General features: G+C 68.9%; 26 protein-coding genes and 1 riboswitch. Of the genes, 18 read left to right on the forward strand and 8 right to left on the reverse strand.

Going from position 1 to position 25,627, the window contains the following annotated elements:
• Positions 1-284: 284 nt before the first annotated feature.
• Entirely contained in the window at positions 285-785 is a 501-nt protein-coding gene (locus tag IB278_RS13775; RefSeq protein WP_145746520.1) for a LapA family protein, read from the forward strand.
• A gap of 9 nt (positions 786-794) precedes the next feature.
• Here the strand turns inward: IB278_RS13775 and IB278_RS13780 are convergent, their stop codons facing one another.
• Complete coding sequence (locus tag IB278_RS13780; RefSeq protein WP_012747637.1) at positions 795-1,100, reverse strand: c-type cytochrome; 306 nt, start codon at positions 1,098-1,100, stop codon at positions 795-797.
• A gap of 108 nt (positions 1,101-1,208) precedes the next feature.
• Here IB278_RS13780 and IB278_RS13785 point away from each other — a divergent pair, with 108 nt between their 5' ends.
• Positions 1,209-1,463, forward strand: coding sequence for a TIGR04438 family Trp-rich protein (locus IB278_RS13785; protein WP_145746522.1), 255 nt, complete (start codon positions 1,209-1,211; stop codon positions 1,461-1,463).
• A 27-nt stretch (positions 1,464-1,490) separates the two neighbouring features.
• Here the strand turns inward: IB278_RS13785 and ilvD are convergent, their stop codons facing one another.
• Positions 1,491-3,185, reverse strand: coding sequence for a dihydroxy-acid dehydratase (gene ilvD / locus IB278_RS13790; protein WP_192323676.1), 1,695 nt, complete (start codon positions 3,183-3,185; stop codon positions 1,491-1,493).
• Positions 3,186-3,289: 104 nt separating this feature from the next.
• On the opposite strand from ilvD, the gene IB278_RS13795 reads away from it, so the two are divergent.
• On the forward strand, positions 3,290-4,225 hold the full coding sequence (locus tag IB278_RS13795) for a LysR family transcriptional regulator (protein ID WP_192323677.1): 936 nt from the start codon (positions 3,290-3,292) through the stop codon (positions 4,223-4,225).
• A 6-nt stretch (positions 4,226-4,231) separates the two neighbouring features.
• On the opposite strand, the gene IB278_RS13800 is transcribed toward IB278_RS13795, so the two are convergent.
• The gene (locus tag IB278_RS13800) at positions 4,232-5,164 is read right to left on the reverse strand and encodes a LysR family transcriptional regulator (protein ID WP_192323678.1); all 933 of its coding nucleotides are present in this window, start codon (positions 5,162-5,164) and stop codon (positions 4,232-4,234) included.
• A gap of 130 nt (positions 5,165-5,294) precedes the next feature.
• Between IB278_RS13800 and IB278_RS13805 the strand changes: the two genes are divergently transcribed.
• The 6 genes from IB278_RS13805 to IB278_RS13830 all read left to right on the forward strand — a co-directional run bounded on the left by IB278_RS13805 (position 5,295) and on the right by IB278_RS13830 (position 11,970).
• Positions 5,295-6,068, forward strand: coding sequence for an SDR family oxidoreductase (locus IB278_RS13805; RefSeq protein ID WP_192323679.1), 774 nt, complete (start codon positions 5,295-5,297; stop codon positions 6,066-6,068).
• A gap of 90 nt (positions 6,069-6,158) precedes the next feature.
• Positions 6,159-6,980 carry a prolipoprotein diacylglyceryl transferase gene (gene lgt / locus IB278_RS13810; RefSeq protein WP_145746527.1) on the forward strand — a complete coding sequence of 274 codons (822 nt, stop codon included), beginning with the start codon at positions 6,159-6,161 and terminating at the stop codon, positions 6,978-6,980.
• A gap of 127 nt (positions 6,981-7,107) precedes the next feature.
• On the forward strand, positions 7,108-7,776 hold the full coding sequence (locus IB278_RS13815; protein ID WP_145746528.1) for a GntR family transcriptional regulator: 669 nt from the start codon (positions 7,108-7,110) through the stop codon (positions 7,774-7,776).
• A gap of 52 nt (positions 7,777-7,828) precedes the next feature.
• Positions 7,829-9,313: a malonyl-CoA decarboxylase gene (locus IB278_RS13820; protein WP_145746529.1), complete on the forward strand. Its 1,485-nt coding sequence runs from the start codon at positions 7,829-7,831 to the stop codon at positions 9,311-9,313.
• 74 nt (positions 9,314-9,387) lie between these two features.
• Positions 9,388-10,377, forward strand: coding sequence for a Bug family tripartite tricarboxylate transporter substrate binding protein (locus IB278_RS13825; RefSeq protein ID WP_145746530.1), 990 nt, complete (start codon positions 9,388-9,390; stop codon positions 10,375-10,377).
• Positions 10,378-10,434: 57 nt separating this feature from the next.
• Entirely contained in the window at positions 10,435-11,970 is a 1,536-nt protein-coding gene (locus IB278_RS13830; protein ID WP_145746531.1) for a malonate--CoA ligase, read from the forward strand.
• Here the strand turns inward: IB278_RS13830 and IB278_RS13835 are convergent.
• The 5 genes from IB278_RS13835 to IB278_RS13855 all read right to left on the reverse strand — a co-directional run bounded on the left by IB278_RS13835 (position 11,967) and on the right by IB278_RS13855 (position 16,073).
• Positions 11,967-13,670: a serine hydrolase gene (locus IB278_RS13835; RefSeq protein ID WP_192323680.1), complete on the reverse strand. Its 1,704-nt coding sequence runs from the start codon at positions 13,668-13,670 to the stop codon at positions 11,967-11,969. The genes IB278_RS13830 and IB278_RS13835 overlap by 4 nt on opposite strands.
• A 230-nt stretch (positions 13,671-13,900) precedes the next feature.
• On the reverse strand, positions 13,901-14,326 hold the full coding sequence (locus tag IB278_RS13840; RefSeq protein ID WP_145746533.1) for a universal stress protein: 426 nt from the start codon (positions 14,324-14,326) through the stop codon (positions 13,901-13,903).
• Positions 14,327-14,406: 80 nt separating this feature from the next.
• Positions 14,407-15,228, reverse strand: coding sequence for a sulfite exporter TauE/SafE family protein (locus tag IB278_RS13845; RefSeq protein WP_145746534.1), 822 nt, complete (start codon positions 15,226-15,228; stop codon positions 14,407-14,409).
• A 282-nt stretch (positions 15,229-15,510) separates the two neighbouring features.
• Positions 15,511-15,852, reverse strand: coding sequence for a cell division protein ZapA (locus IB278_RS13850; protein WP_145746535.1), 342 nt, complete (start codon positions 15,850-15,852; stop codon positions 15,511-15,513).
• Positions 15,849-16,073, reverse strand: a complete 225-nt coding sequence (locus tag IB278_RS13855; protein WP_145746536.1) for a DUF904 domain-containing protein — start codon at positions 16,071-16,073, stop codon at positions 15,849-15,851. The genes IB278_RS13850 and IB278_RS13855 overlap by 4 nt, the downstream gene beginning before the upstream one ends.
• Positions 16,074-16,142: 69 nt before the next feature.
• Positions 16,143-16,392, forward strand: a riboswitch (cobalamin riboswitch).
• A gap of 98 nt (positions 16,393-16,490) precedes the next feature.
• Here IB278_RS13855 and IB278_RS13860 point away from each other — a divergent pair.
• Genes IB278_RS13860 through IB278_RS13900 form a run of 9 tightly spaced genes read left to right on the forward strand, consistent with a single transcriptional unit; the run spans position 16,491 to position 25,620 of the window.
• The gene (locus tag IB278_RS13860) at positions 16,491-18,431 is read left to right on the forward strand and encodes a TonB-dependent receptor domain-containing protein (RefSeq protein WP_192323681.1); all 1,941 of its coding nucleotides are present in this window, start codon (positions 16,491-16,493) and stop codon (positions 18,429-18,431) included.
• On the forward strand, positions 18,416-19,825 hold the full coding sequence (locus tag IB278_RS13865) for a cobyrinate a,c-diamide synthase (RefSeq protein ID WP_192323682.1): 1,410 nt from the start codon (positions 18,416-18,418) through the stop codon (positions 19,823-19,825). Before IB278_RS13860 ends, IB278_RS13865 begins: the two co-directional genes overlap by 16 nt.
• The gene (locus IB278_RS13870; RefSeq protein WP_186454253.1) at positions 19,815-20,390 is read left to right on the forward strand and encodes a bifunctional adenosylcobinamide kinase/adenosylcobinamide-phosphate guanylyltransferase; all 576 of its coding nucleotides are present in this window, start codon (positions 19,815-19,817) and stop codon (positions 20,388-20,390) included. The genes IB278_RS13865 and IB278_RS13870 overlap by 11 nt, the downstream gene beginning before the upstream one ends.
• On the forward strand, positions 20,387-21,256 hold the full coding sequence (locus IB278_RS13875) for an ABC transporter substrate-binding protein (protein WP_145746540.1): 870 nt from the start codon (positions 20,387-20,389) through the stop codon (positions 21,254-21,256). The genes IB278_RS13870 and IB278_RS13875 overlap by 4 nt, the downstream gene beginning before the upstream one ends.
• A gap of 15 nt (positions 21,257-21,271) precedes the next feature.
• On the forward strand, positions 21,272-22,282 hold the full coding sequence (locus tag IB278_RS13880) for a FecCD family ABC transporter permease (RefSeq protein WP_145746541.1): 1,011 nt from the start codon (positions 21,272-21,274) through the stop codon (positions 22,280-22,282).
• Positions 22,279-23,058, forward strand: coding sequence for an ABC transporter ATP-binding protein (locus IB278_RS13885; RefSeq protein WP_192323683.1), 780 nt, complete (start codon positions 22,279-22,281; stop codon positions 23,056-23,058). Before IB278_RS13880 ends, IB278_RS13885 begins: the two co-directional genes overlap by 4 nt.
• Positions 22,988-23,653 (forward strand): cob(I)yrinic acid a,c-diamide adenosyltransferase, encoded by a 666-nt coding sequence (gene cobO, locus IB278_RS13890; RefSeq protein WP_263864250.1) that lies wholly within the window; start codon positions 22,988-22,990, stop codon positions 23,651-23,653. The genes IB278_RS13885 and cobO overlap by 71 nt, the downstream gene beginning before the upstream one ends.
• Before the next feature lie 3 nt (positions 23,654-23,656).
• The gene (gene cbiB / locus IB278_RS13895) at positions 23,657-24,598 is read left to right on the forward strand and encodes an adenosylcobinamide-phosphate synthase CbiB (RefSeq protein ID WP_192323685.1); all 942 of its coding nucleotides are present in this window, start codon (positions 23,657-23,659) and stop codon (positions 24,596-24,598) included.
• Positions 24,595-25,620, forward strand: a complete 1,026-nt coding sequence (locus tag IB278_RS13900) for an aminotransferase class I/II-fold pyridoxal phosphate-dependent enzyme (protein ID WP_192323686.1) — start codon at positions 24,595-24,597, stop codon at positions 25,618-25,620. Before cbiB ends, IB278_RS13900 begins: the two co-directional genes overlap by 4 nt.
• Positions 25,621-25,627: the final 7 nt, after the last annotated feature.

The following is a 25,627-nucleotide window of genomic DNA, read 5'->3' on the forward strand; positions in this document are numbered from 1 at the left end:
CTTCGGCGAGAACCTGCCCAAGACGCGCAGCGGCAAGATCATGCGGCGCCTGCTGCGCAGCATCGCCAAGGGCGAGGCCATCACGCAGGACATCTCGACGCTGGAAAATCCGGCGATTCTGGAACAGTTGTCACAGACCAACTGATTCGATCTGTAGGACATGGCCGTTAGTGGGAAGCAGGGGCCTTTGCGGCCCGCGGCCTGAGGTAAAACCGGCGCAGTTGCCATGCACCTCGACGTGCATGGCGAGTTCACTGTGTTCGATCTTTACGAAGGAGGCCCCCATGGGCGTGAGATCTGCTTTCCTGTTCGTCATCCTGCTGCTGATCGCGGCGCTCGCCGCGCTCAACTGGGGCACGCTCTCGTCACCGGTGCCGGTGTCGCTGGGCTTCATGACCGTGTCCGCGCCGCTGGGCCTCATGATGCTGGGGCTGACGGTGGCCCTCGGCGTGTTCTTCCTGGTCTATGTTCTGTACCTGCACAGCTCTGTGCTGCTCGACGCCAAGCGCCACAACAGGGAAATGCAGGTGCAGCGCGACTTGGCCGACAAGGCCGAGGCCTCGCGCTTCACCGAACTGCGCAATTTCCTCGAGGCGCAGGAAACCAAGCACATGGCGCAGAACGCCGACCGGCATGCCGCACTGCTGACGCGGCTGGGGCAGGTCGAGAGCGTGATCCGCCAGCGCTCGGAGCAGTCCGACAACACCGTGGCCGCGCACATCGGCCAGCTCGAAGACCGCATCGAGCGCAAGCCGCTGCCCACGGACATCGATCCGCGGATCTGAAGAGCCGCGTCAGCGCGCCAGCAGCACCCAGGCCGCCAGCTTCTTGGCGTCGGCTTCGCTGACCTGGGTGTTGGCCGGCATCGCCAACGGCCCCCACACGCCCGAGCCGCCCTTGATGATCTTTGCCGCCAGCATGTCGACGGCACCGGCGTTGCCCTTGTACTTGGCGGCCACGTCCTTGAAGGCGGGGCCGAGCACCTTGCGGTCCACCGCATGGCAGCTCATGCAGTTCTTCGACGTCGCCAGCGCCAGGTCGGCAAAGGCGGGCGCCGCCAGGCCGAGGCCGAGAACCGCGAATGACAGGAGTCTTTTCATGGGGCTTTGTTCGTAATGGCTGGGTTACATTCGATGCAACGCGATTGTAGGTAGCGCCGTGGACCGGCGTCCGGAAGCGTTGCCAACAAAAACCCGGAAGGATTCGCGATGCTTTTTCTGCTGTTGGGCCTGCTCGGCGTGGGCCTCAAGTACTTCGAGGTGGGCATGGTGGCCGGCTGGAGCTGGTGGATCGTGCTGTCGCCCTTTGCCATGGCCGTGGCGTGGTGGGCCTGGGCCGATTCGTCGGGCTACACCAAGCGCAAGGTCATCGAGCGCGAGGAAGCGCGCAAGCAGGCGCGCATCGACCGCCAGCGCAGCAACATGGGCCTGCCCGGCAGCAAGGGCCAACGCCCCAAGCGCTGACCGGCAGGCCCTGATCGCCCGTCGGCCTCAGAACTTGTCGAGCACCGCGCCCGAGCTGGCGCTCGAGGCATTGAACGCGAACTTGGCCTGCACGCCGCGCGTGTAGCGCGGCGCCGGCGGCGTCCAGCCTTCGCGGCGCTTGGCCAGCTCGGCTTCGGGCACGTTGAGCTCGAGCACCAGCTTGTGCGCGTCGATGGTGATCGAGTCGCCCTCGTTCACGAAGGCGATGGTGCCGCCCGCCGCCGCTTCGGGCGCGACGTGGCCCACCACCATGCCCCAGGTGCCGCCCGAGAAGCGGCCGTCGGTGATCAGGCCCACGCTTTCGCCGAGGCCCGCGCCGATCAGCGCGCCCGTGGGCGCCAGCATCTCGGGCATGCCCGGGCCGCCCTTGGGGCCGAGGTAGCGCAGCACCATCACGTCGCCGGCCTTGATCTTGCCGTCGAGGATGGCCTTGAGCGCCGACTGCTCGTCGTCGAACACGCGCGCCGGTCCGGTGATGACCGGGTTCTTGAGGCCGGTGATCTTGGCGACCGCGCCTTCGGGCGACAGGTTGCCCTTGAGGATGGCCAGGTGGCCTTCTTCGTACATCGGCTTGTCGATCGGGCGGATCACGTCCTGGTCGGCACGCGGCACGTCGGGCACGTCCTTCAGCACTTCGGCGATCGTCTGGCCCGTGATGGTGATGCAGTCGCCGTGCAGCAGGCCCGCGTTCAGCAGCACCTTCATGACCTGCGGGATGCCGCCGGCCTGGTGCAGGTCGACCGCGAGGTACTTGCCCGAGGGCTTCAGGTCGCAGATCACCGGCACCTTCTTGCGCATGCGCTCGAAATCGTCGATGGACCACTCGACCCCGGCCGCGTGCGCAATGGCCAGGAAGTGCAGCACCGCGTTGGTGGAGCCGCCCGTGGCCATGATCACGGCCACCGCGTTCTCGATGGCCTTCCTGGTCACGATGTCGCGCGGCTTGATGTCTTTCTTGATGGCCTCGATCAGCACCTTGGCCGATTCCTTGGCCGAGTTGGCCTTCTCGTCGTGCGGGTTCGCCATGGTCGACGAGTAGGGCAGCGAGATGCCGAGCGCCTCGAAGGCGCTGGACATGGTGTTGGCCGTGTACATGCCGCCGCAGGAGCCGGTGCCGGGAATCGCGCGCTTCTCGATCTCGTGCAGGTCTTCGTCGCTCATGTTGCCGGCGGCATTCTGGCCCACGGCCTCGAACACGCTCACGATGTTGAGGTCCTGTCCCTTGTAGCGGCCCGGCAGGATGGTGCCGCCGTAGACGTAGATGGCCGGCACGTTGGCGCGCAGCATGCCCATGAGGCCGCCCGGCATGTTCTTGTCGCAGCCGCCGACCACCAGCACGCCGTCCATCCACTGGCCGCCCACGCAGGTCTCGATGCAGTCGGAGATGACCTCGCGGCTCACCAGCGAGTACTTCATGCCTTCGGTGCCCATGGCCATGCCGTCGGAGATGGTGGGGGTGCCGAACACCTGCGCGTTGCCGCCGGCTTCCTCGATGCCCTCGATGGCCGCGTCGGCCAGCTTCTGCAGGCCCGAGTTGCAGGGCGTGATGGTGCTGTGACCATTGGCGACGCCGACCATCGGCTTCTTGAAGTCGGCCTCTTCGTAACCCATGGCGTAGAACATCGAACGGTTGGGCGCGCGGCTCTTGCCTTCGACGATGTTGGCGCTGCGGCGGTTGATCTGGATGGGTTTGGTGTCCATGGTGTCTCTTGTGTCGTGGGGGAGATCGAGGGGAATTCCAAGTATCGGACTTCTCATTGATTCATTCCAATCCATTTTTTCGCGCCGATTGATATGCTTGGCATATGAAAGATGCCTTGATCGACCTGCGCGCATGGCGCCAGTTCGTGGCCGTGGCCGAGGAGCTGCACTTCGGCCGCGCCGCGCTGCGGCTGCACATGACCCAGCCGCCGGTGACGCAGGCCATCGCCCAGCTCGAGAAAACGCTGGGCGTCGTGCTGTTCGACCGCACGCGCCGGCGCGTCGCGCTCACGCCGGCCGCGGAGGCGCTGCTGCCCGACGTGCGCGAGCTGCTGGCGCGCGCCCAGGCGCTGCCGGCGCGGGCCCGCGCGGCGGCAGCGGGGCAGGTGGGGCGCGTGCGCATCGCCTTCGTCTCGACCGTCGGTTTCGAGCAGTTGCCGGCCTGGGTGCGCGAATTCCGCGTGCGCTGTCCGGAGGTGGCGCTCGAACTGGTCGAAGCCACGGGCGACGTGCAGCTCGAGGCCCTTGCGCGCGGCGAGATCGACGCCGGCCTGATGCTGCATTCGCCAGGCGCCGCGCCGCCCGGTCTGGCGCGCCTGCCGGTGGAGGAGGAGGCGCTGGTGCTGGCGCTGCCGTCGCAGCACCGGCTCGCGCGTGCGCGGCCCGTGCCGCTGGCCGAGGTGCTGGACGAACCGCTTGTGATCTTTCCGCGCCGCATCGTGCCGTCGCTGCACGATGCGGTCTTCGACCTCTATCACGCGGCGGGGCGCACGCCGCAGGTGGCGCAGGAGGCGATCCAGATGCAGACCATCGTCAACCTGGTGTCGGGCGGCATCGGCGTGGCCTGGGTGCCGCACAGCGTGATGCAGTTCCGGCGCGCCGGGGTGGTCTATCGGGAGGCCGGCGAGTTCAAGGGCGCGGGCCGGCGCCGCGTGGCGCTGCCGGCCTGCGAAACCAGCCTCGTGTGGCCTGCGCAGGCCGCGCATCCGGCGCTGGCGCGCTTCGTGGAATTCGTGCGCGAGCGCACGGGACCGGCGTAGGCCTGCCTACCTGCGCGGCGCTCGTGCGCCGGCCGGCGACGCATCAAGCGAGGCGGCGAGCAGCGTCTCGAGCCAGCCTGCGAAGGCCTGCATGCGGCGCGAGAGATTGCGCCGGTGCGGATAGACCAGGTGCACCGGCAGCGGCTGGGCGCGCGCCTCGGGCAGTACCTCGGCCAGCTCGCCGGCCGCGAGGTGTTCGCGCACGTCGTAGGCCGGGATCTGGATCAGCCCCAGCCCCGCCAGCGCGCAGGCGATGTAGGTCTCGGCGTTGTTTGCGCTCACCTGGCTGCGCATGCGCAGCGCCGCGGTCTCGCCGTCGCGCTGCCACTCCCACGGCGCCGCGCGGCCGCTGGTCGGCGAGGCGTAGTTGACCGCGGTGTGCTCCGGCAGGTCCGCCGGCGTGCGCGGCGTGCCATGGCGCGCAAGGTAGGCCGGGCTCGCGCAATTGATCAGCGTGAAATGCCCAAGCGGCCGCGCCACCAGGCTGCTGCTGGCCAACGGACCCACGCGCAGCGCGCAGTCGACGCCTTCGAGCACCAGGTCCACGGCGCGGTCGCTGGAGCCGAGTTCGAGCTCGATCGCCGGATAGCGTTCGAAAAAGTCCGGCAGCGCCGGCGCAATGAGCCGCCGCGCGATGCGGCTCGGCACGTCGACCTTGAGCCGTCCGCTCACCTGGCTGCGCGACGGCAGGAACTGCTGCTCGATGTCTTCCATGTCGGCCACCAGCGTACGGGCCCGTTCCAGCAGGACCTCGCCGTCGGGCGTGAGGCCGACGCGCCGCGTGGTCCGGTGCAGGAGGCGCGAGCCCAGCTTCGCCTCGAGCTGCTGCACCGCCGTGGAAATGGTGGCGCGCGGCAGCGCGAGCCGATCGGCCGCACGCGTGAAGCTGCCGGTTTCGGCCACGCGCAGGAACACCTTGAGGAGGTCGATGCGGTCCATGCGTGCTGTCTGGATTGTTTGCGATTATCAGAACAGTCTAGCGCTGAATTGTTGATTTATTCCAGAAGTTGCCATCAATAGACTGAAGCTTCCCGATTCACATCAACGCTCTTCAGCAGGAGGTCATTCCATGTCCGCACGCACTCTCAAGAACAAGGTTGCCGTCGTCGCCGGCGGCGGCAAGAACCTCGGCGCGCTCATCGGCCATCAACTGGTCGACGGCGGTGCCCGCGGCATCGCGATCCACTACAACAGCGACGCCTCGCGCAAGGAGGCCGAGAAGACCGCCGCCGAACTCGAGGCCAAGGGCGCCGGCACGCTGCTGGTGCAGGGCGACCTTGCCGTGGTGGAGAACAACGTCAGGCTGTTCGACCAGGCCGTGCAGCACTTCGGGCAGGTCGACATCGCCATCAACACCGCGGGCGTGGTGATCAAGAAGCCGATCCTCGATGTCACCGAAGCCGACTACGACCGCAGCTTCGACGCCAACGCCAAGGCCGCGTTCTTCTTCATCCAGCAGGCCGGCCGCACGCTGGCCGACGGCGGCAGCATCGTGTCGCTGGTGAGCTCGCTGCTCGCGGCCTACACGCCGTTCTACGCGATCTATCCGGCCTCGAAGGCGGCGGTGGAGCACTACACGCGCGCAGCTTCCAAGGAGTTCGGCGAGCGCGGCATCTCGGTCAATGCCATCGGCCCCGGACCGATGGACACGCCGTTCTTCTACGGCCAGGAAAGCAAAGAGGCCGTCGAGTACCACAGCAGCGCGGCGGCGCTCAGCAAGTTCTCCAGGAAGGGCCTGACCGACATCGAGGACATCGCACCCATCGTGCGCTTCCTGGTCACCGAAGGCTGGTGGATCACCGGCCAGACGATCTTTGCCAACGGTGGCTACACCACGCGGTGACGTGGATCTGCCCCAAGCTTCGCGCACTTTCGCGTCGCCTCGCGAAACCCCGCGCCGGCCGCGACATTTGGGCCGGGCACAATCTGCGCCATGCTCATGTATCCGCAGATCAATCCCGTCGCCCTGCAGCTCGGGCCCGTGGCCATCCACTGGTACGGCCTGACCTATCTGGCCGCGTTCGCGCTGTTCTATTTTCTCGGCACGCGCCGGCTGCACCACGAACCGTACCGCTCGCTGGTCGGCCAGGGCGCCTGGCAGCGCAAGGACATCGAGGACATTCTCTTTCTGGGCGTGATGGGCGTCATCGTGGGCGGGCGGCTCGGCTATTGCCTTTTCTACAAGCCCGAGTTCTACCTCTCGCATCCGCTCGAGATCCTCTATGTATGGCAGGGCGGCATGAGCTTCCATGGCGGCCTCCTCGGCGTGATCGGCGCGATGGTCTGGTTCGCGCATTCGCGCGCGCGGCCGTTCTGGCAGGTGATGGACTTCGTGGCGCCCTGCGTGCCCACGGGCCTGGCGGCGGGCCGTGTCGGCAACTTCATCAACGGCGAGCTCTGGGGGCGCTTCAGCAGCCCCGACCTGCCCTGGGGCATGGTGTTTCCGCAGAGCGGCTCGATGCTGCCGCGCCATCCTTCGCAGGTGTACCAGTTCCTGCTCGAGGGGCTTCTGCTGTTCGTCATCATGTGGCTCTACGCCCGCAAGGAACGCAGGCAGGGGCAGGTGGCCGCGGTGTTCCTGATCGGCTACGGCGTGCTGCGCTTCGTTGCCGAGTACTTCCGCGAGCCCGACGATTTCCTGGGCCTGCGCGCGCTGAACCTGAGCCAGGGGCAGTGGCTCAGCGTGCCGATGGTGGTCTTCGGCATCGGCCTGTGGATCTGGGCCGCGCAGCGCCGCCAGCCGGCGAGCGCCTGAGCATCGGGCCCTCAGGGTAAGCACGGGCCGCGCATGGGGTGCGCGACCCTTGCGGCTCCCGTAAGGGCGCCTCACAATTACGCGTAATTACAGAAAATTACGCCAGCCGATTTTTCCTTCAGCCGCCATGCGCCTGGTCCCCAACTCCCTGCACGACGAAGTCGCTGCCACGCTGCGCGAGCAGATCTTCGCGGGCGCGCTGGTGCCGGGCAGTTTCCTGGACGAGGCCGCGCTGTGCGAGCGGCTGTCGATTTCGCGCACACCCTTGCGCGAGGCGCTCAAGGTGCTCACGGCCGAAGGCCTGCTGCGCCACGAGCCGCGGCGCGGCTGCTTCGTGCGCGAGGTGACGGAGCGCGATCTGGACGAGATATTCCCGGTCATCGCGCTGCTCGAAGGCCGCTGCGCCTACGAGGCGGCCCGCAACGCCAGCGATGCGGAGCTGAGCGAACTCGACGTGCTGCACGAACGGCTGGTGCGCCACGCCAAGGCCAAGCGCATCAACGACTACTACGCCACCAACCACCTGATCCACGAGGCCATCATCCAGCTGGCCGATAACAAGTGGCTGGCACAGGTGATTGGCGATCTGCGCAAAATTCTCAAGCTGGCGCGGCTTCAGCAACTGCATGCGCCGGGCCGGCTCGAGCAGAGCCTGTCGGAGCACCTGGCGGTGTTCGCGGCGCTCAAGGCGCGCGACAGCGAGGGCGCGGACGCGGCCATGCGCACGCACCTGACACGGCAGCGCGAGGCGCTGCGCGCGGTGGCGCGGCAACAGAAATCCAGGGTGATGTCGTGAACGGCCTGAAAGAAGAAGGCATCCCCGCAGCACACAGCATTGGAGTTTGTCGATGAGTGCGACCGAGTGGTTCCAGGCGCGATTGCGCTCTGGCGAGAAGTCCGGCGAAAAGGCCGCCGCCAAGGTGCCCGTGGCATCCGATGGCGCGGCCCGCGGCGCACCCAGGACGGCCGCAAAACCCAGCATGCGCTCGACCGCCGAGCGGCTGCAGGCCACGCTGCGCAAGGCCGACGAAGCCTTGTCGCCGCGCGCGCTGCGCCGCGTGCTCACGGCCCTGCAGGCCGTGATCGATCCGCGCGTGAGCGAGGTCGAGGGCGGACGCCGGGCCCATGCCATTGCACGCGAATATGCCGCCGCCACGCCCGAGGAGCGGCGCGACTACTGGGCGCTCATGAGCGAGCATTTCGCTGCCGACCCGCACAAGCTCAAGTCCGCGCGCGACCAGCACCAGGCCGCCGTCGGAACACCCGACGAAGGCCAGGCCGAGCTGCGGCTGCGGCGCGCGCTGGTGTCGCCGCGCATGCGCCTGCTGCAGCGCTTTGCGGTGGAGCCCGAGGGGATGCGCTTCCTGGTCGATCTGCGCGCCGAACTGCTGCCTTTCCTCAAGTCGGACAAGCGGCTGATCGCGCTCGACGCCGAGCTGGAGCATCTGTTCTCCACCTGGTTCGACGTCGCGTTCCTCGAACTGCGCCGCATCGACTGGCATTCGCCGGCCTCGCTGATCGAGAAGCTGATCCGCTACGAGGCCGTGCACGACATCAAGAGCTGGACCGACGTGAAGAACCGGCTCGACGACAGCGACCGCCGCTGCTACGGCTTCTTCCATCCGCGGCTGCCCAACGAGCCGCTGATCTTCGTCGAGGTGGCGCTGGTCGACCGCATCAGCGACGGCATCACGCCGCTGCTCGACGAAGCCGCCGTGCCGATCCAGCCGGCCAAGGCCACCACGGCCATCTTCTATTCGATCAGCAACACCCAGAACGGGCTGCGCGGCGTGAGCTTTGGCGATTCGCTCATCAAGCGCGTGGTCGAGACGCTGCAGGAAGAGCTGCCGCGCCTGAAGACCTTTGCCACGCTGTCGCCGATCCCGGGGTTTCGCGCCTGGCTTGCCAGGAATGCCGCCGAGCTGCTGCCGCGGCTGGACGAAAAGCGCGAGGCCGAGCTCGGCCGCCTCGTCGGCTCGCTGCCGCCGACCGCCGAGCGGCTGCTTGCCGCGGTGGAGGCGCCGGCCACGCTCGATGCCAGGTCGCCTTTGCGCCAGTGGCTCCTGCAGGCCGCGGCCGAATACCTGGGCCGCACGCTGATCGACGGCACGCCGGCCGATCCCGTGGCGCGCTTTCACCTGGGCAACGGGGCGCGCGTGGAGCGCCTCAACTGGGCCGGCGACCCGTCGCCCAAGGGCCTGAAGCAGTCCTACGGCCTGATGGTCAACTACCTCTACGATCTCAAGCGCCTCGACAAGCATCGCGCATGGATCTCCGAGGGCAAGGTGGCGGTTTCGGGGGATGTGGAAAGCCTGTTCTTCAAAAAAGGCTGAGTTCTGCAAAGAAGTCCGGCGCCTGATGCGCCGGCCCGCATGGTGCGGCAATCTACAACGACAGGAGATGACAGATGACTCAGAGTTTTCAGCGACGCGAGGTGCTGCGCCTGGCAGCAGCCGGTGCAGCCGTTCTGTGCGGCGGGGCAGGGGCGCAGGGAGGTAATTGGCCGACGCGGCCGGTCAACATGGTCGTGCCGTTCCCGGCCGGCGGCGGCACCGACGCCTTTGCGCGCCCGCTGTCGGCCCAGTTCGCCAAGGTCACGGGCCAGACGCTGGTCATCGACAACCGCGGCGGCGCGGGCGGCACCGTGGGGGCCAGCATCGCCGCCAAGGCCCAGCCCGATGGCTACACGCTCTTCATGGGCGCCGTGCACCACGCGATCGCGCCGTCGATCTACCCCAAGCTCGACTACGACCTCGAGAAAGACTTCGTGCCGCTGATGCTGCTGGCCAACGTGCCGCAGGTGGTGGTGGTCAATCCGCGCCGCGTCACGGCCAATACGCTGCAGGAACTGGTTGCCGCCGCCAAGCGCAGCCCCGGCAAGCTCAACTACGGCTCGGCCGGCGCGGGCACCTCGCACCACCTGGCGGGCGAGCTGTTCAAGCTGCAGACCGGCACCTTCATCACGCACATTCCCTACCGCGGCGCGGGACCGGCGCTGTCCGACCTGATCGCCGGCAACGTCGACCTGATGTTCGACGGCCTCGGCTCTTCGGCCCAGCACATCAAGGGCGGGCGCATCAAGGCGCTGATGGTTGCCGGCAGCAAGCGCAACCCCGCGTTCCCCGACGTGCCCTGCGCGGCAGAGGTCGGCCTGCCCGACTACACCGTCACCACCTGGTACGGCCTGTGGGCGCCCAAGGGCACGCCGGCCGACCTGCAGGCACGCATCGTCGACAGCATGAAGAAGGCCCTGGCGAGCGATGAGCTCAAGGCCATCTGGACCCAGAATGGCTCCGAGATCCCGAACCTCACCATGGCCCCGTACGGCGGCTTCGTGAATTCCGAGATCAAGCGCTGGGCCGCGGTGGTGAAGGCCTCGGGCGCCAAGCTGGAGTAACGCGCCGCCGCAAGCTTGCACGCCCAGCGCACACCGAATTTCCGAAGTACCTGCCAGATGAAGACGAAAGCCAATTCCAACCTGTTTGCCGCCCTGCGCGCGGCCTTTCCCGCCGACCTCGGCCGCACGGCCGTGGAAACCGACAACGGCCTGTTCTATTCGTGGCAAGACCTCGACCGCGCCAGCGCAATGATGGCCAACCTGTTCGGCGCGCTGGGACTGGAGGAGGGCGCCCGCATCGCGGTGCAGGTCGAGAAATCGGTCGAGGCAATGATCCTCTACCTCGCCACGCTGCGCGCCGGTTACGTCTTCTTGCCGCTCAACACCGCCTACCAGAGCGCCGAGATCGAATACTTCATCGGCAACGCGGAGCCGGCCGTGGTGGTGTGCACCAGCCGCAATGCCGCGTGGGTCGGACCCATCGCGAGTGCGGCGGGCACCCGGCACGTGTTCACGCTGGACGACGACCGCACCGGCACGCTGCTGGAGCTTGCCGCGCAATGCAGCGATCGGCATGAGATGGCGCGCAAGAACGCAAACGACCTGGCCGCCATCCTCTACACCAGCGGCACCACCGGCCGCAGCAAGGGCGCGATGCTCACGCATGGCAACCTGCTGTCGAACGCCGGGGTGCTCAAGGACTACTGGGGCTGGACGGAGGGCGACGTACTGATCCATGCGCTGCCGATCTTCCACGTGCACGGCCTCTTCGTTGCGCTCCATGGTGCGCTGCTCAACGGCAGCAAGATGATCTGGTTTTCCAGGTTCGACCCGAAGCGCGTGGTCGAGAAGCTGCCCGAGGCCACCGTGTTCATGGGCGTGCCCACGCTCTACGTGCGCTTGCTGGCCGAGCCCGGCCTCACGCGCGAGGCGGTTCGCAGCATGCGGCTCTTCATCGCCGGTTCCGCGCCGCTGCTCATCGAGACCTTCGATGAATGGCGCGAACGCACCGGCCACACCATCCTGGAGCGCTACGGCATGAGCGAGACCATCATGCTCACCTCCAACCCCTACAGCCCCGCCCAGGGCGAGCGTCGCGGCGGCACGGTCGGCTTTCCGCTGCCGGGCGTGCGGCTGCGCGTGCGCGACGACGCCGGCCGCGACTGCACCACCGACGAGATCGGCAACATCGAGGTCAGCGGCCCCAACGTGTTCGCGGGCTACTGGCGCATGCCGGGGAAAACGAAGGAAGAGTTCACCGCCGATGGCTTCTTCAAGACCGGCGACGTCGGCAAGATCGACGGCCGAGGCTACGTCACCATCGTCGGACGCAGCAAGGACCTGATCATCAGCGGCGGCTACAACGTCTATCCCGCCGAGATCGAGGGCTACATCAACGAGCTGCCCGGCGTGGCCGAAAGCGCGGTGGTCGGCGTGCCGCACCCTGACTTCGGCGAGGTGGGCGTGGCCATCGTGATCGCCAAGGCGGGCGGGGTGCTCGAGCCCGATGCCATCGTGGCGGAACTCAAGTCGAAGCTCGCGAACTTCAAGATTCCCAAGCGCTGCTTCGTCGTGCCCGAGCTGCCGCGCAACACCATGGGCAAGGTGCAGAAGGCGTTGCTGCGGGAGCAGCACAAGGGGCTGTTCGCCTAGGGCCCTGCCACCCTCGGTGCGAGCGCGGTGACGCGGGGTTCGTGGAAGATGAGCGCGTCCACCGCGTCGGGCGAAGGCCGGCGGAATTCCACGCCGAAGCCCTCGAGCGTGTCGACGCGGAAGCTGCGTCCATCGGCCGGCAGCAGGCGATAGGTCGGCTGACCCGGAATCGTCATGGCAAGCTCGCCGCGCGCGTCGAGCCTGATCTCGATCACACGGCCGCTGTGCAGGTAGTCGCCGGCGCACAGTTGCCGGAACGCCGGGTCCAGCACGTCGCCGGCCGGAGCGCGAAGGAACACGATGTCGTCCACCATCTCCTCGAATGGAATCTCGATGCGATCGATGCGGCCTTGCCGGTCGTAGCGGAAGGTGAGCGTCCGGTTGCTGGGGTGCAGCACCGTCGGACGGTCGGGGGTGATGAACACGTCGTAGTGGCGGTGCTCGAGCTTTTCCTCGATGCCGCGCCAGCGCCATGCGAGCCCGTCCGCCTCCCTGTCGATGCGCAGGCGCCCGTAGGCCGGGTGCTCGTAGTCGCCGGCATAGTCATCGAGCGGATGGCTCGGGTGGGTTCCGCTCCTGCGGACTTCCGCGCCCGCCTTCCGGTCGAGCGCCTGCTGTTCGATGGCCTGCCTGCGCTTGGGGGCCAGGCGCTCGAACCAGTCGACCGGCTCGCGGCCGCAGATGCGGTCGAGCACGGCGTAGGTGAGGATTGCCTGGACGCTCCCCGGTGTGCGGTTCGTCAGCACCACGATGCCTGCGCGACGCTCGGGCTGCATCGTCATGAGCGTGCTCCAGCCGGTCCACGAGCCCGAGTGCGCGACGGTGCGCTCGCCGCGGTACTGCTCGCAGAAGAGCCCGAGGCCGTAGTGCGAGTCGCCGATCTCGGCGTAAGGGGAGCGCCCCATGTGCACGCGCGGGGTCGTCATTTCGCGCAGCGCCTGAGGCGAAAGCAGTTGCCGTCCATGCGCCTTGCCGTCGAGGAGAAAGCGTGCCCATTTCGCAAGATCGGCCACCGAGGCGTTGATGCCGCCGGCCGGCGTCGCGCGGATCGGCGACAGCGGCGTGCGGTAGCGCTCATCGCCGTCCATCGCATGGGGACGGGCGGCGTCTTCGGCGGCCGCGAGGGCCTCGATGGAGAAGCCGAAGCGGCTGAAGCCCAGCGGCTTCATCAGGCGCTCGGTGGTGAAGTCCTGGTAGCTCTGGCCGCTGATCCGCTCGGTGACCATGCCGGCGACCAGGTAGCCGAGGTTCGAGTACTGGAAGGTGTCGCGCAGGTCCTTGCTGGGTGCAAGGTGCCTGAGCGCGGCCAGCATCTGCGCATTGCCCAGGTCGCCGGGCATGTGGATCCAGTCATGCCGCGGCAGCCCGCTGTGATGGCACAGCAGATCGCGCACGGTCAGCCGCTCGGTCGCCACCGGATCGTGCAGGCGGAATTCGGGAATCACCTCGCGCACCGGCCGGTCCCAGTCGAGCTTGCGTTCGTCCACCAGCAGGCCGAGTCCGGCCGCGGTGAACGACTTGGTGATCGAGCACAGCAGGAATTGCGTGTCGATGGTCACGGGCAGGCCCGTGTCGATGTCGCGCACGCCGTAGCCCTTGAGCACGGCGATGTCGCCGTCCTGGATGACGGCCAGCGCGAGTCCCGGTACTTTCCATTCCTGCATCGAGGCTTCGACGAGGCTGTCGAGATCGCTCCACATGGTCGGGTCCTTGCCTTTGTGTAGGGCCGCGCATCCTACGGCATCCCCGGAGCGAGGGGCCCGCTACGCTGCGCCCGGCCCGTTCATGAGCCCGCTGCCCGCATGGCAGTTGATGTATTCGTCGCTCTGGTCGTCGGCCTTCAGCACCGTGCAGCACGGGAACCACCTCGCGCCGCGCGAATGGCGGCAGCAGCGCGTGCAATAAGAGGGGAAAGAAGAGAAAAGCCCGGCTACTGCACCAGCAGCACCGAGGTGTCGGTCTCGGAGATCACCTTGGTGGCCACCGAGCCCATCAGCGCGCGGCCGATGATGCCGTGGCCATGGGTACCGAGCACGATCAGCTGCGCATGCGCAGCCGCCGCCGACTTGAGGATTTCCTCGGCCGCATGGCCATGGCGCTTGTCGATCGTGTAGTTGCTCACGCTGTTCTGCGCAAGCAAGGCCGCCACGGGGTCGAGCACCTTGGCGTTTTCCTCGGCGTAGTAATCGGCGATCACCTCCTTGCTGAGGTGGCGCGCCACATGGCCCGAGATACCGGTGCAGACATGCACGATGACCAGCTCATGGCCATCCACGAACATCGCGCGGTTGGCCAGCAGGTAATTGAGCGCCTTCTGCGTATAGGCGCTGCCGTCGACAGCAATGAGGATTTTCATGCGCCCGTTATACGGCCGGGGCCGCGGCCTCGCAACGGATCCCACCCGGCCGCCGAGGGGCTTTCAAGGCGCGCGGCGGCTCAGCCCTGCAGGCCCTTCCAGAGCATGTAGGCCGCCAGCAGGTACAGGATGCTCGCGAACACGCGCTTGAGCTTCTTCACCGGCAGGTTGTGCGCTGCCTTCGCACCCAGCGGCGCGGTGAGCACGCTGCACACCGCAATGACCGCGAGCGCGGGCAGCCAGATGTAGCCGAACGAGCCGGCCGGAAGGCCTTGCACCGACTGTCCGCTCACCACGTAGCCCAGCACGTTGGCCACCGCAATCGGAAAGCCGAGCGCGGCGCTGGTCGCCACGGCGTTGTGGATGGAGATGTTGCACCAGGTCATGAACGGCACGCTGACGAAGCCCCCGCCCGCGCCGACCAGGCCCGAGATGAAGCCGATGGCGCCGCCCGCCGACAGCTGCCCCGCGGTGCCCGGCATCTGGCGCGTGGGCTTGGGCTTGCGGTCGAGGAACATCTGCGTGGCCGAGAAGCCCACGAACAGCGCAAAGACGATGGCCAGCACCGTGCCCTTGAGCAGCGCGAACACGCCCAGGCTGCCCAGCAGGCTGCCGATGACGATGCCGGGCGCCAGGCGCCGCACGATGTCCCAGCGCACCGCGCCGCGCTTGTGGTGTGCGCGCACGCTGGACACCGAGGTGAAGATGATCGTGGCCATCGAGGTGGCGATCGCCATCTTCACCGCGAGATCGGAGGCCACCCCGCGGTGCCCCATGATGATCGTGATGAACGGCACCATGAGCATCCCGCCGCCGATGCCCAGCAGGCCCGCCAGGAAACCGGTGCCCAGGCCGAGTGCGGCCAGTTCGGCGATCAGGAGGGGGTCGAGCAGGGAAGTCACGCAGCGAAGCCTTGAAAAAAAGCAACGGCCCCGTGCAGCGCATGCAGGGGCCGTATGAACGGAAAAAGGTGTCTGCAAGTGGGCGCCGAACCCGCATCCTGAACCAGGGTTCAGGTGGGCGAGGGCAGCAAGACTTCGGGTTCATCTGACGCGAGATGATCACACCCGTCAAGCGATGTACCAAGCCCGGCTCCGGAGAGCATTGGAACAAGGAAATATTAAGCCCGACGCGCACCGCAGACAGTTCGGATTTTACGCCCCGGACGGGCCGGGTGCTTCCGCTCAGAGTAAATGGTCATCGCCCGCGAGGGCTTGATCGAGTTTCTGAATGAGCTGGGCGGCCTTGGCGTCGGCGTCCCCGCCATCTGCCGAGGGGGCCGAGGACGCCGCGGCCACGGGAAGCGGCGCGGCCGCGGCGGCCGCTTGCTGTGCCGCCAGGTCGAAAGCCAGGTTCAGCGAGGCGAGCACCGCGATGCGGTCGCGCGCCTTCACCTTGCCGGCATCGCGGATCTTGCACATGGCCGCGTCCACGCGCTCGACGGCTTCGCGCAGTTGCGCCTCGCCGCCGTCGGGGCAGCCGAGCAGATAGCTCTGGCCCATGATCTGAACTTCAATCTGCTTCATGCGGGGGAATCTTGGGAAGGGGGTTCAGCCGGCAGCCGCTCGAGCAATGCATCGAGGCGCGTGCGGGCCGCGGCCAGCCGCGACTTCAGCGCATCGCGCTCGCGCGTGAGCGCTTCGACCTGCTCCTGCAGCAGCGCATTGGTGCGCTGCACCTCTTCATGACGCACGAGCAGGCGGTCCACACGCTCGGCGATCTGGTCGATGGGGCTGGAGGCGGGCATGGTTGGCGATTGTAGTTTCCCGGCGAAGCACAGGCTGCGCAACTTTTGGCTTACTGTGCCGGCGCAGGCCCTAGAATCCTGCGCGTTGGTGCCTGCGGCGTGGTTCACGCGCCGCGGTTCAACGGGAAGCAGGAGTGAACGCCCTCCGGAAACGGAACAAGGCCGAAGCCGCCTGCGCTGCCCCCGCAACGGTCAAGCAGTCGACGCCGCAAGCGTCAACCTCATCCATCAAGCCACTGGGTGCCCTGAAACAGGCACCTGGGAAGGCGGTGGGGTCGCACTGCCAGCCCGGATACCGGCCAACGAGGCGGCTGCCGCATGCGCGATCGATTTTCGGTTCGGCGCGCAAGGCAGCCATTGCGTCCAAGCGCCGGCGGGGAAGCCGGCGACGGGCATAGACGTTCGTTCGCTCCATTCATGACTTCCTGTGGTTTTCTTTCCCTCGGCCGTTCGCCTGCGCGCCGCCGCCTTGCCTGCCTGCCGCTCGCGCTGGCCTCCGCCTTCGGCGGCATGGCGCTGCTTCAACTGCCGGCCGTCGCGCATGCCCAGCAGGATGCGCCGGCACTCGGCGAAACCGTGGTCACAGCCAACCGCACGCCGCAGCCGCTGTCGGACCTGGTGGGCGACGTGTCCGTGGTCGACCGCCAGACCATCGAGCGCAGCGGCGCGGTCGGCGTGGCCGACGTGCTGGCGCGCCTGCCGGGCATCGAGATCACGCGCAACGGCAGCGTGGGCAACACCACCAGCCTGTTCATCCGCGGCGCCGAGACGCGCTTCACGGCCGTCTACATCGACGGCGTGCGCGTCGATTCGCAATCGACCGGCGGTGCCGGCTGGGAAAGCATTCCGCTCTCGCAGATCGACCGCATCGAAGTGCTGCGCGGTCCGGCCGCCGCGGTGTACGGCTCCGATGCCGTGGGCGGCGTGATCCAGCTCTTCACGAAGCGCGGCGAAGAGGGCGTGGCGCCCTACGCGGGCATCGGCTTCGGAAGCCATGGCTTGCGCAAGGCGGAGGCGGGCGTGAGCGGGAAATCGGGTGCCTTCGACTACTCGCTGGGCGCGGCCCACGAGGAAAGCCGGGGCTTCAACGTGCTGCCGATGGACAAGCGCACGCCCTCGAAGGACGGCTTCACCAGCCCCGACCGCGACGGCTACCGCAGCAATGCCGGCAACCTGCGCCTGGGCTACCAGCTCACGCCGAACCAGCGGCTGGAAGCCACGCTGCTGTACAGCGACATGGAAGCCGGCTACGACCCGCCGGTGAGCTTCAGGACCAAGCCGCCGATCCTCTTCAGGAACGACATCTCGAACAACACGCTGCGCACGGCCGGGCTGTCGTGGTCGGCCAAGTGGAACGACATCTACAGCACGCGCGTGCAGGTGACCGATTCGCAGTCGGTCTACAAGACCCAGCCATCGTTCTACCGCACCGAGACGAACCTGCGCGGCTACCTGTTCCAGAACGAGTTCCGCTTCGGCCCGCACCTGGTGACGGCCACGCTCGAGCGCCGCGAAGACGCGCTCGAGAATGCACCCACCACCAGCAGCGGCCTGTTCTCGAGCAAGCGCTCGCAGGATGCGGTCTCGCTCGGCTATGGCTTCGTGCAGGGCGCGCATTCGCTCCAGCTGCATGTGCGCCATGACGACGACAGCGAATTCGGCGGCAAGGCCACCGGCAGCGCCGCCTATGGCTACGCGATCACGCCGCGGCTGCGCGCCACCGTCTCGGCCGGCACGGCGTTCCGCGCACCCACGCTGTACCAGCGCTTCAGCGAATACGGCGTGGCCAGCCTCAAGCCAGAGTCGAGCCGCAACGTGGAACTGGGCCTGCAGTACACCGACGGCGGCACGCATGCGGGCATCGTCGTCTACCAGAACCGCGTCGAGAACCTGATCGTGTTCGACGGCTCGGCCACCAACTGCCGCTCCAGCTTCGGCTGCTATGCCAGCACGGCGCGGGCCCGCTACCAGGGCGTGACGCTGTCGGGCGGCCACCGCATCGGCGACGTGACATTGCGCGCATCGCTCGACTTCCAGGACCCGCGCGACCTGGACACCGACCACCTGCTCGCACGCCGCGCGCGCCGCCACGGCACGCTCGGCGCCGACTGGCGCGTTGCCGGCTGGACGCTGGGCGCCGAGCTGCAATCGTCGAGCAAGCGCTTCGACGACGCCGCCAACACGCGCACGCTGGGCGGCTATACCGTGCTGAACCTGGTGGCCAGCACGCAGATCACGCGCGACATCGGCCTGGTGGCCCGCGTCGACAATGTGGGCGACAAGGACTACACGCTTGCACGCGGCTACGCCACCGGCGGCCGCAACGCTTACATCGGCCTGAAGTGGACACCGCAATAAGCCAGTACGACGCGAACAGCGAACCGGTCGCTGCGCACGCCTGCGCCGCCGTGCTGGTGGCGGCCCCGGCTTCGGGGCAGGGCAAGACCACGGTCGCGGCCGCCCTGGCGCGGCTGCATGCGCGCCAGGGCCGGCGCGTGCGGGTCTTCAAGTGCGGGCCCGACTTTCTCGACCCCTGCTGGCTGGCGCTTGCAAGCGGCGCGCCGGTGCATTCGCTCGACCTCTGGATGACCGGCGAGGCCGACTGCCGCCGGCGGCTGCATGCGGCGGCGGCCGAGGCCGACCTGCTGATCGTCGAAGGCGTCATGGGCCTGTTCGATGGCAGTCCCAGCGCGGCGGACCTGGCCGAGCGCTTCGGCCTGCCGGTGCTGGCCGTGATCGATGCACAGGCCATGGCCGGCACCTTCGGCGCGCTGGCCTACGGCCTGCAGAACTTCCGGCCCGCGCTGCCCTGGGCCGGCGTGCTGGCCAACCGCGTGGCCGGTGAACGCCATGCCGGCATGCTGAAGGGGGCCTTGCGCGAACCGGCGCAGTGGCTCGGCAGCCTGCCGCGCGGTGCCGGCTTCGAGCTGCCCGAGCGGCACCTGGGCCTGGTCGCCGCGCATGAACTCGGCGACGCGATGGCGCGGCTCGATGCGGCGGCCGACGCGATGGCCGCCACGCCTCTGGGCAAGCGGCCGCTTGCCGAATGGCCGCTGGTACGCTTCGAGGCTGCCCCGGCCGAGCCGCCGGCGCGCATCGATCCGCTGCTGCAGGGCCGCACCATCGCGGTCGCGCGCGACGCGGCCTTTGCCTTCATCTATCCGGCCAACCTCGACGTGCTGGCGGCGCTGGGCGCGCGGGTCGTGTTCTTCTCACCGCTCGCCGGCGATGCGCTGCCCGCATGCGATGCGCTCTGGCTGCCCGGCGGCTACCCCGAACTGCATGCCAAGGCGCTGTCCGCCAGCGATTCCCTGCGCGCGGCGCTGGCCGCGCATGTGGCCGCGGGCAGGCCGGTCTGGGCCGAGTGCGGCGGCATGATGTCGCTGTTCGAGCAACTGGAGACGGCCGATGGCGCATCGCACGCGCTCTGGGGCCTGCTGCCCGGCCGGGTGGCGATGCACAAGCGGCTCGCCGGCCTGGGTCCTCAGCAGCTCAAGCTTGGCGACCACACCGTGCGCGGCCACACCTTTCATTATTCGAGCTGCGAGACGCCGCTGGTGCCGGCGGCCTTCACCGGCAGGCCGGGCGCGGACGCCCGCGCCGGAGAGGCCTTCTATGTGCACGGCCCGGTGCGGGCGAGCTATTTTCATGCGTGGTTCGCGTCCAGCCCCGAAGCCACGGCCAGCCTGTTCGGCGCGATGCCGATCGAGCTCGAACGCGAAACCCCGGAGGCCGATGCGCATGCGCGTTGAACACGAATTCATCCTCGGTGGCCAGAAAAGCGGCAAGTCGCGCCGCGCCGAGCAGCGCGCCGCCGACTGGCTGGCCGAGGCGCCCGGAATGCGGCGCGCCGTGCTGATTGCCACCGCCCAGGCCCACGACGACGAGATGCAGGAGCGCATCGTGCGCCACCAGGCCGACCGCGCCCGCCGCGTGCCCGCCCTGCGGACCGTGGAAGAACCGGTCGAGCTGGCGCGCGCCATCGTCACCCAGAGCTCGCCCGAGACGCTGGTGGTGGTCGACTGCCTCACGCTCTGGCTCACCAACCTGCTGATGCCGCTGCGCTGCGAGACCGCGCAGCCGGTCACGCGCACGCCGGCGGCGCATGCCGCGATGCTGCTCGTGGCGCTACGCGAGGCGCGCGGACCGGTGGTGCTGGTGGGCAACGAGATCGGCCTGGGCGTGATTCCGCTCGGCCGCGAAACCCGCGCTTTCGTCGACGCGCTGGGCCGCATGAACCAGGACGTGGCGACCGCCTGCGATCGCGTCACGCTGATGGCGGCCGGCTTGCCGCTGACCCTGAAGGCACCTGCATGACCGCCCGCTGGATTCGATGCTTGTCCGCGGCCATTGGGCTTGGCCTCTTCGCGCTGGCCGCGCATGCCATCGAGGTGGTCGACGAGCGCGGCGTGGCGGTGAGCCTGCCGCAGCCGCCGCAGCGCATCGTCACGCTGCTGCCGTCGCTGACCGAAGGGGTCTGCGCACTCGGTGCCTGTTCCCGGCTGGTGGGCGTCGACAATTACTCCAACTCGCCGAGCGCGGTGCGCGCCTTGCCGCAGCTGGGCGGCGGGCTCGACCCGAACGTCGAGGCGATCGTGGCGCTGCGGCCCGATGCGGTGCTGCTCGCCAAGTCGTCGCGCGTGACGCAGCGGCTCGAGGCGCTGGGCCTCAAGGTGCTGGTGCTCGAACCCAAGAGCCATGCCGACGTGCGGCGCGTGCTCGACAAGCTCGACCAGGTGCTGGGCACCCATGAGGCGCCGAACATCTGGCGCGTGATCGATGCCAGCGTGTCGGCTGCGGCGCAATCGCTGCCGGCCCGTGCGAGGGGCCAGCGCGTCTACTTCGAGGTCAACAGCGCGCCCTATGCGGCCGGCGAATCGTCCTTCATCGGCGAGACGCTTGCGCGGCTGGGCATGAAGAACATCGTGCCGGCTTCGCTCGGGCCTTTTCCCAAGCTCAACCCCGAATATGTGGTGCGCGCCAATCCCGATCTCATCATGGTCAGCGTGCGCAGCGCGGCGGGCATGGAACAGCGCCCGGGCTGGAGCGGCATCCGCGCGGTGCGCGAAGGGCGCATCTGCCGCTTCGACGCCGCGCAGTCGGACGTGCTCGTGCGCCCCGGCCCGCGCATGGACGAGGCCGCACGGCTGATGGCGCGCTGCATCGCGGAGAAGGCCGGCTGAGCCCGGGTGGACTTCATGCACACACGCCATCAGCGCCGCGTCTGGCTCTTCGGCATCGCCTTGCTGGTGCTGGGCGGTGCGCTGGCGTTGCTCGGCCTGGGCATCGGCAGCACCGGCTTCGAAAGCCTGCTGGCGGCGTGGCGCGATCCGGTGGCGCTGCGCATCGTCTGGGACATCCGGCTGCCGCGCACGCTCGGCGCCTGGCTCGCGGGTGCGCTGCTCGGGCTCGCGGGCTCGGTGGCACAGGGCCTGTTCCGCAACCCGCTGGCCGACCCTTATCTGCTGGGCAGCGCCTCGGGCGCCTCGCTCGGCGTGGCGGTGGCGCTGCTGCTGTTCGGCGGCTCGGCCGCCAGCACGCAATGGGCGATGCGCCTGGGGCTCACGGGCGCGGCCTTCGTGGGGGCGGTGCTCGCGGTGATGCTCACGCTGGTGCTCGCGCGCGGCGTGCAGCAGACGCTGCGGCTGCTGCTCGCGGGCGTGATCGTCGGCGTGGTGCTCGGCGCCGCCAAGGACCTGATCACCATCGCCTCGGCCGACATCCTGCAGGCCATCCAGGGCTTCATCCTCGGCAGCACCGGCCTGGTCGGCTGGAGCGCCTGCGCGGTGATGGCCGCGGTCGGCGCGGTGTGCCTGCTGCTGGGCTGGGCGCTTGCGCCGGTGCTCGACGGCCTGGCGCTCGGCGAAGCGACGGCCCGCAGCCTCGGCTTGCCGCTGGGCGCGATGCGCGCCACGCTGGTGGTGGTGCTCGCACTGGCCACCGGCGCGGCCGTGGCGCAGACCGGCCTGATCGCCTTCGTGGGGCTGGCCGCGCCGCACCTCGTGCGCTCCGTGGTCAAGACCACGCACGCGGGGCTGATCGTGCTGTCGGCCGCGATGGGCGGGCTGCTGCTGATGGCCGCCGACCTGCTGGCGCGCTGGCTCATCGCGCCGCAGGAACTGCCCGTGGGCGTGCTCACGGCCGTGCTCGGCGGCAGCTACCTGCTGTGGCTGATGCACAGGCGCGGTGCGCGGGGCGGTGTGGCATGAGTCGGATTCCCGCACTCGAAGCCCGCGGCCTGAGCGCCACGCTGGGCAACACCGAGGTGCTGCACGGCATCGACCTGAAGCTCGGCGCCGCGCGCTGGACCAGCGTGGTCGGGCCGAACGGGGCGGGCAAGTCGACCTTGCTCAAGGCGCTGGCGGGCCTGCTCGCGCACCGCGGCGAAGTCTTTCTTTTCGGCGACGCATCGGCCAGGGTGCCGGGCCGCATCCGCGCGCAGCGCCTTTCGTGGCTGGGCCAGAGCGGCGCGGCGGGCGAGGGCAGCGCCGACGACCTGATGGTGTACGACGTCGCCATGCTCGGCCGCCTGCCGCACCAGCGCTGGCTCGCGGCGCCGAGCACGGCCGATCGCGCGGCGGTGGAGCGCGCATTGCGCAGCACCCAGGCCTGGGAGTGGCGCGAACGGCCGCTCGGCCAGCTCTCGGGCGGCGAACGCCAGCGCGTGCTGCTGGCGCGCGCGCTCGCGGTCGAGGCCGAGCTGCTGCTGATGGACGAGCCGCTCGCCAACCTCGACCCGCCGCACCAGGCCGACTGGATGCAGACCACGCGCGCGCTGGTGGCCCAGGGCCGCACCGTGGTCAGCGTGCTGCACGAACTGCCGATGGCGCTGGCCGCCGACGAGGTTGTGGTGATGAACCATGGGCGCGTGGTGCACCACGGCGGCAGCAGCGACCCGGCCACCCACGCGGCGCTTGAACAGGTGTTCGACCACCGCATCCGCGTGCACCGCGTGGCCGACCAGTGGATCGCGCTGCCGAACTGACGACCATCAACACAGAGCCCGCATCATGCAAATCGAAACTCCCCCCAGCGAGAAGCCCTACGAGAAAGCCGAAGGCGAACGCCGCGGCATCGTCATCGTCAACACCGGTGACGGCAAGGGCAAGAGCACCGCGGCCTTCGGCCTGGCGCTGCGCGCGCACGGCCGCGGCAAGGCGGTGAAGATCTACCAGTTCATGAAAGTGCCCTCGGCGCGCTTTGGCGAGCACCGCATGTTCGAGCAGATCGGCATTCCGATCGAGGGGCTGGGCGACGGCTTCAGCTGGAAGAGCCAGGACCTCGAACGCTCGGCCCAGCTCGCGCGCGACGGCTGGGAAAAAGCCAGGGCGGCCATTCTTTCGGGCGAGTTCTTCCTGGTGGTGCTCGACGAGATCACCTACCCGCTGATCTACGGCTGGCTGCCGCTCGAAGGCGTGCTCGAAACGCTGCGCGCGCGGCCGAGCCACGTGCATGTGGTGCTCACCGGACGGCGCTGCCCGCCCGAGATCGTCGAGCTGGCCGACACCGTGACCGAGATGGCCATGGTCAAGCACGCATTCAAGGCCGGCATCCCGGCGCAGCGCGGCATCGAGGATTGAGCGGTGCCCGCCGTCGCGGCGCTGTGGCTGGCCTTGGCCATCGACCGCTGGCTGGGCGAGCCTGCCGCGCGCTGGCATCCCGTGGTGTGGATGGGGCGCTATCTCGGCTGGATCGGTTCCCGCATGGCACCGCGGGCGGCCGATGCAAGGCCGCGCGATCTGCCGCTGTTCCTGGCCGGTGCGCTGGCCTGGGGCATGGGCGCAGTGCTGGTCGGCGCACTGGCGCTGGCCGTGGAGGGCGCGGCGCTGTGGCTGCCCCGCTGGGCAGCGGCCGTGGTACTGGCCCTGGTGCTGAAGTCGCTCTTCGCATGGCGCATGCTGCGCGCCGAAGTGCTTGCCGTGGACGCGGCGCTGGCCGTGTCGCTGGAATCGGGCCGCGCGCAACTCGCCCGGCTGGTGAGCCGCGACGTCTCGGCACTCAGCGAGTGCGAGGTGCGCGAAAGCGCCATCGAATCGCTGGCCGAGAACCTCAACGATTCGCTCGTGGCGCCGCTGTTCTGGTTCGTGCTGCTGGGCCTGCCGGGCGCGGCGGTCTACCGCTTCGCCAACACGGCCGATGCGATGTGGGGCTATCGCGGCGAGCGCAATGGCCGCGACTGGACCTGGTTCGGCAAATGGGCCGCGCGTGCCGACGACGTGCTCTCGTGGCTGCCGGCACGGCTCACGGTGCTGCTGCTTGCGCTTGCGGCATGGCGTTGGCCGCGCGGCGTGGCGCGCGAGGCGCAGCGCACGCCCTCGCCCAACAGCGGCTGGCCGATGGCGGCAATGGCGCTGCTGCTCGGCGTGCGGCTCGCCAAGCCCGGCGTCTATGCATTGAATGCCGAAGGGCGGCCCGCCGATGCGGCCGATACGCAGCAGGCCGCGCAGTGGGGCGGCAGGGCAGTGCTGGCAACGGCCGCTTGTGCATCATTGGCGATCTTCTTCGCGGCAATCCCCAGGGCATGACACCCGAACACACGACATCCACCGGCCTGCTGCACGGCGGCCCCGACGCGGCCGGCGCCGCCTGGCACGATTTCTCGACCAATGGCAACGCCACGGGCTCATGCCCCGCGGTGCTTGCTGCGCTGCGTGCGGCCGATGCTGCGCACTATCCGGACCCGGGCTACACGGCGCTGCGCCAAACATTGGCAAAGTTTCATGGCGTGGCCGACGAACGCATCGTGATCGCGGCCAGTGCCAGCGAATTCATCCACCGCATCAGCGCCGCCTTTGTGCAGGGCCGCGGCCGGCAGGTCTTGCTGCCGGCGCACAGCTACGGCGACTACGAGCGTGCGGCATCGGCCTGGGGCCTTCAGGTGCTGCGGCCGCCGGCGCCGTGCGGCGAAGCGGCGCTGCGCTGGTGCTGCGAGCCTTCGAGCCCGCTGGGCCAGGCACAGCCCGATCTCGCGCAGCACGCCGCGGCCGGTGGCACCTGCGTGCTCGACCTGGCCTACGAAGCGCTGCGCCTCGAAGGCGTGGCATCGCTCGACGCAGCGCAGCGCAACCGCGTCTGGCAGCTGTGGACGCCGAACAAGGCGATGGGCCTGACGGGCGTCCGTGCCGCCTATGCCATCGCGCCCGAAGGCGATGCCGCCGCGCCGCTCAAGCAGCGCCTCGAGCGGCTGGCTCCCTCGTGGCCGGTGGGCGCGCACGGCGTGGCGCTGCTCGAGACCTGGATCGGCGACGCCGCCCAAGCCTGGCTCGCCCGAAGCCTGCGCACCCTGCGCGAATGGAAAGCGCAGCAGCGCGCCCTTTGCGAATCGATGGGATGGCAGTGCCTGCCGAGCGACGCCAACTTCTTCTGCGCGCGCACCGACGCGCCTTACCCGCGGCTGGCCGCCCGGCTGCGCGCCGAAGGCATCAAGCTGCGAGACTGTGCATCATTCGGCCTGCCGGGCCATGTGCGGCTCGGCGTGCTGCCGCCGCAGAGCCAGCAGGCGCTCAAAGAGGCCTGGAGGCGCGCCGCGGCTTCGGCCGAACCTTGAACGCCAG

It is taken from the genome of Variovorax sp. VRV01 (assembly GCF_014852545.1).
Taxonomy (GTDB): domain Bacteria; phylum Pseudomonadota; class Gammaproteobacteria; order Burkholderiales; family Burkholderiaceae_C; genus Variovorax; species Variovorax beijingensis_A.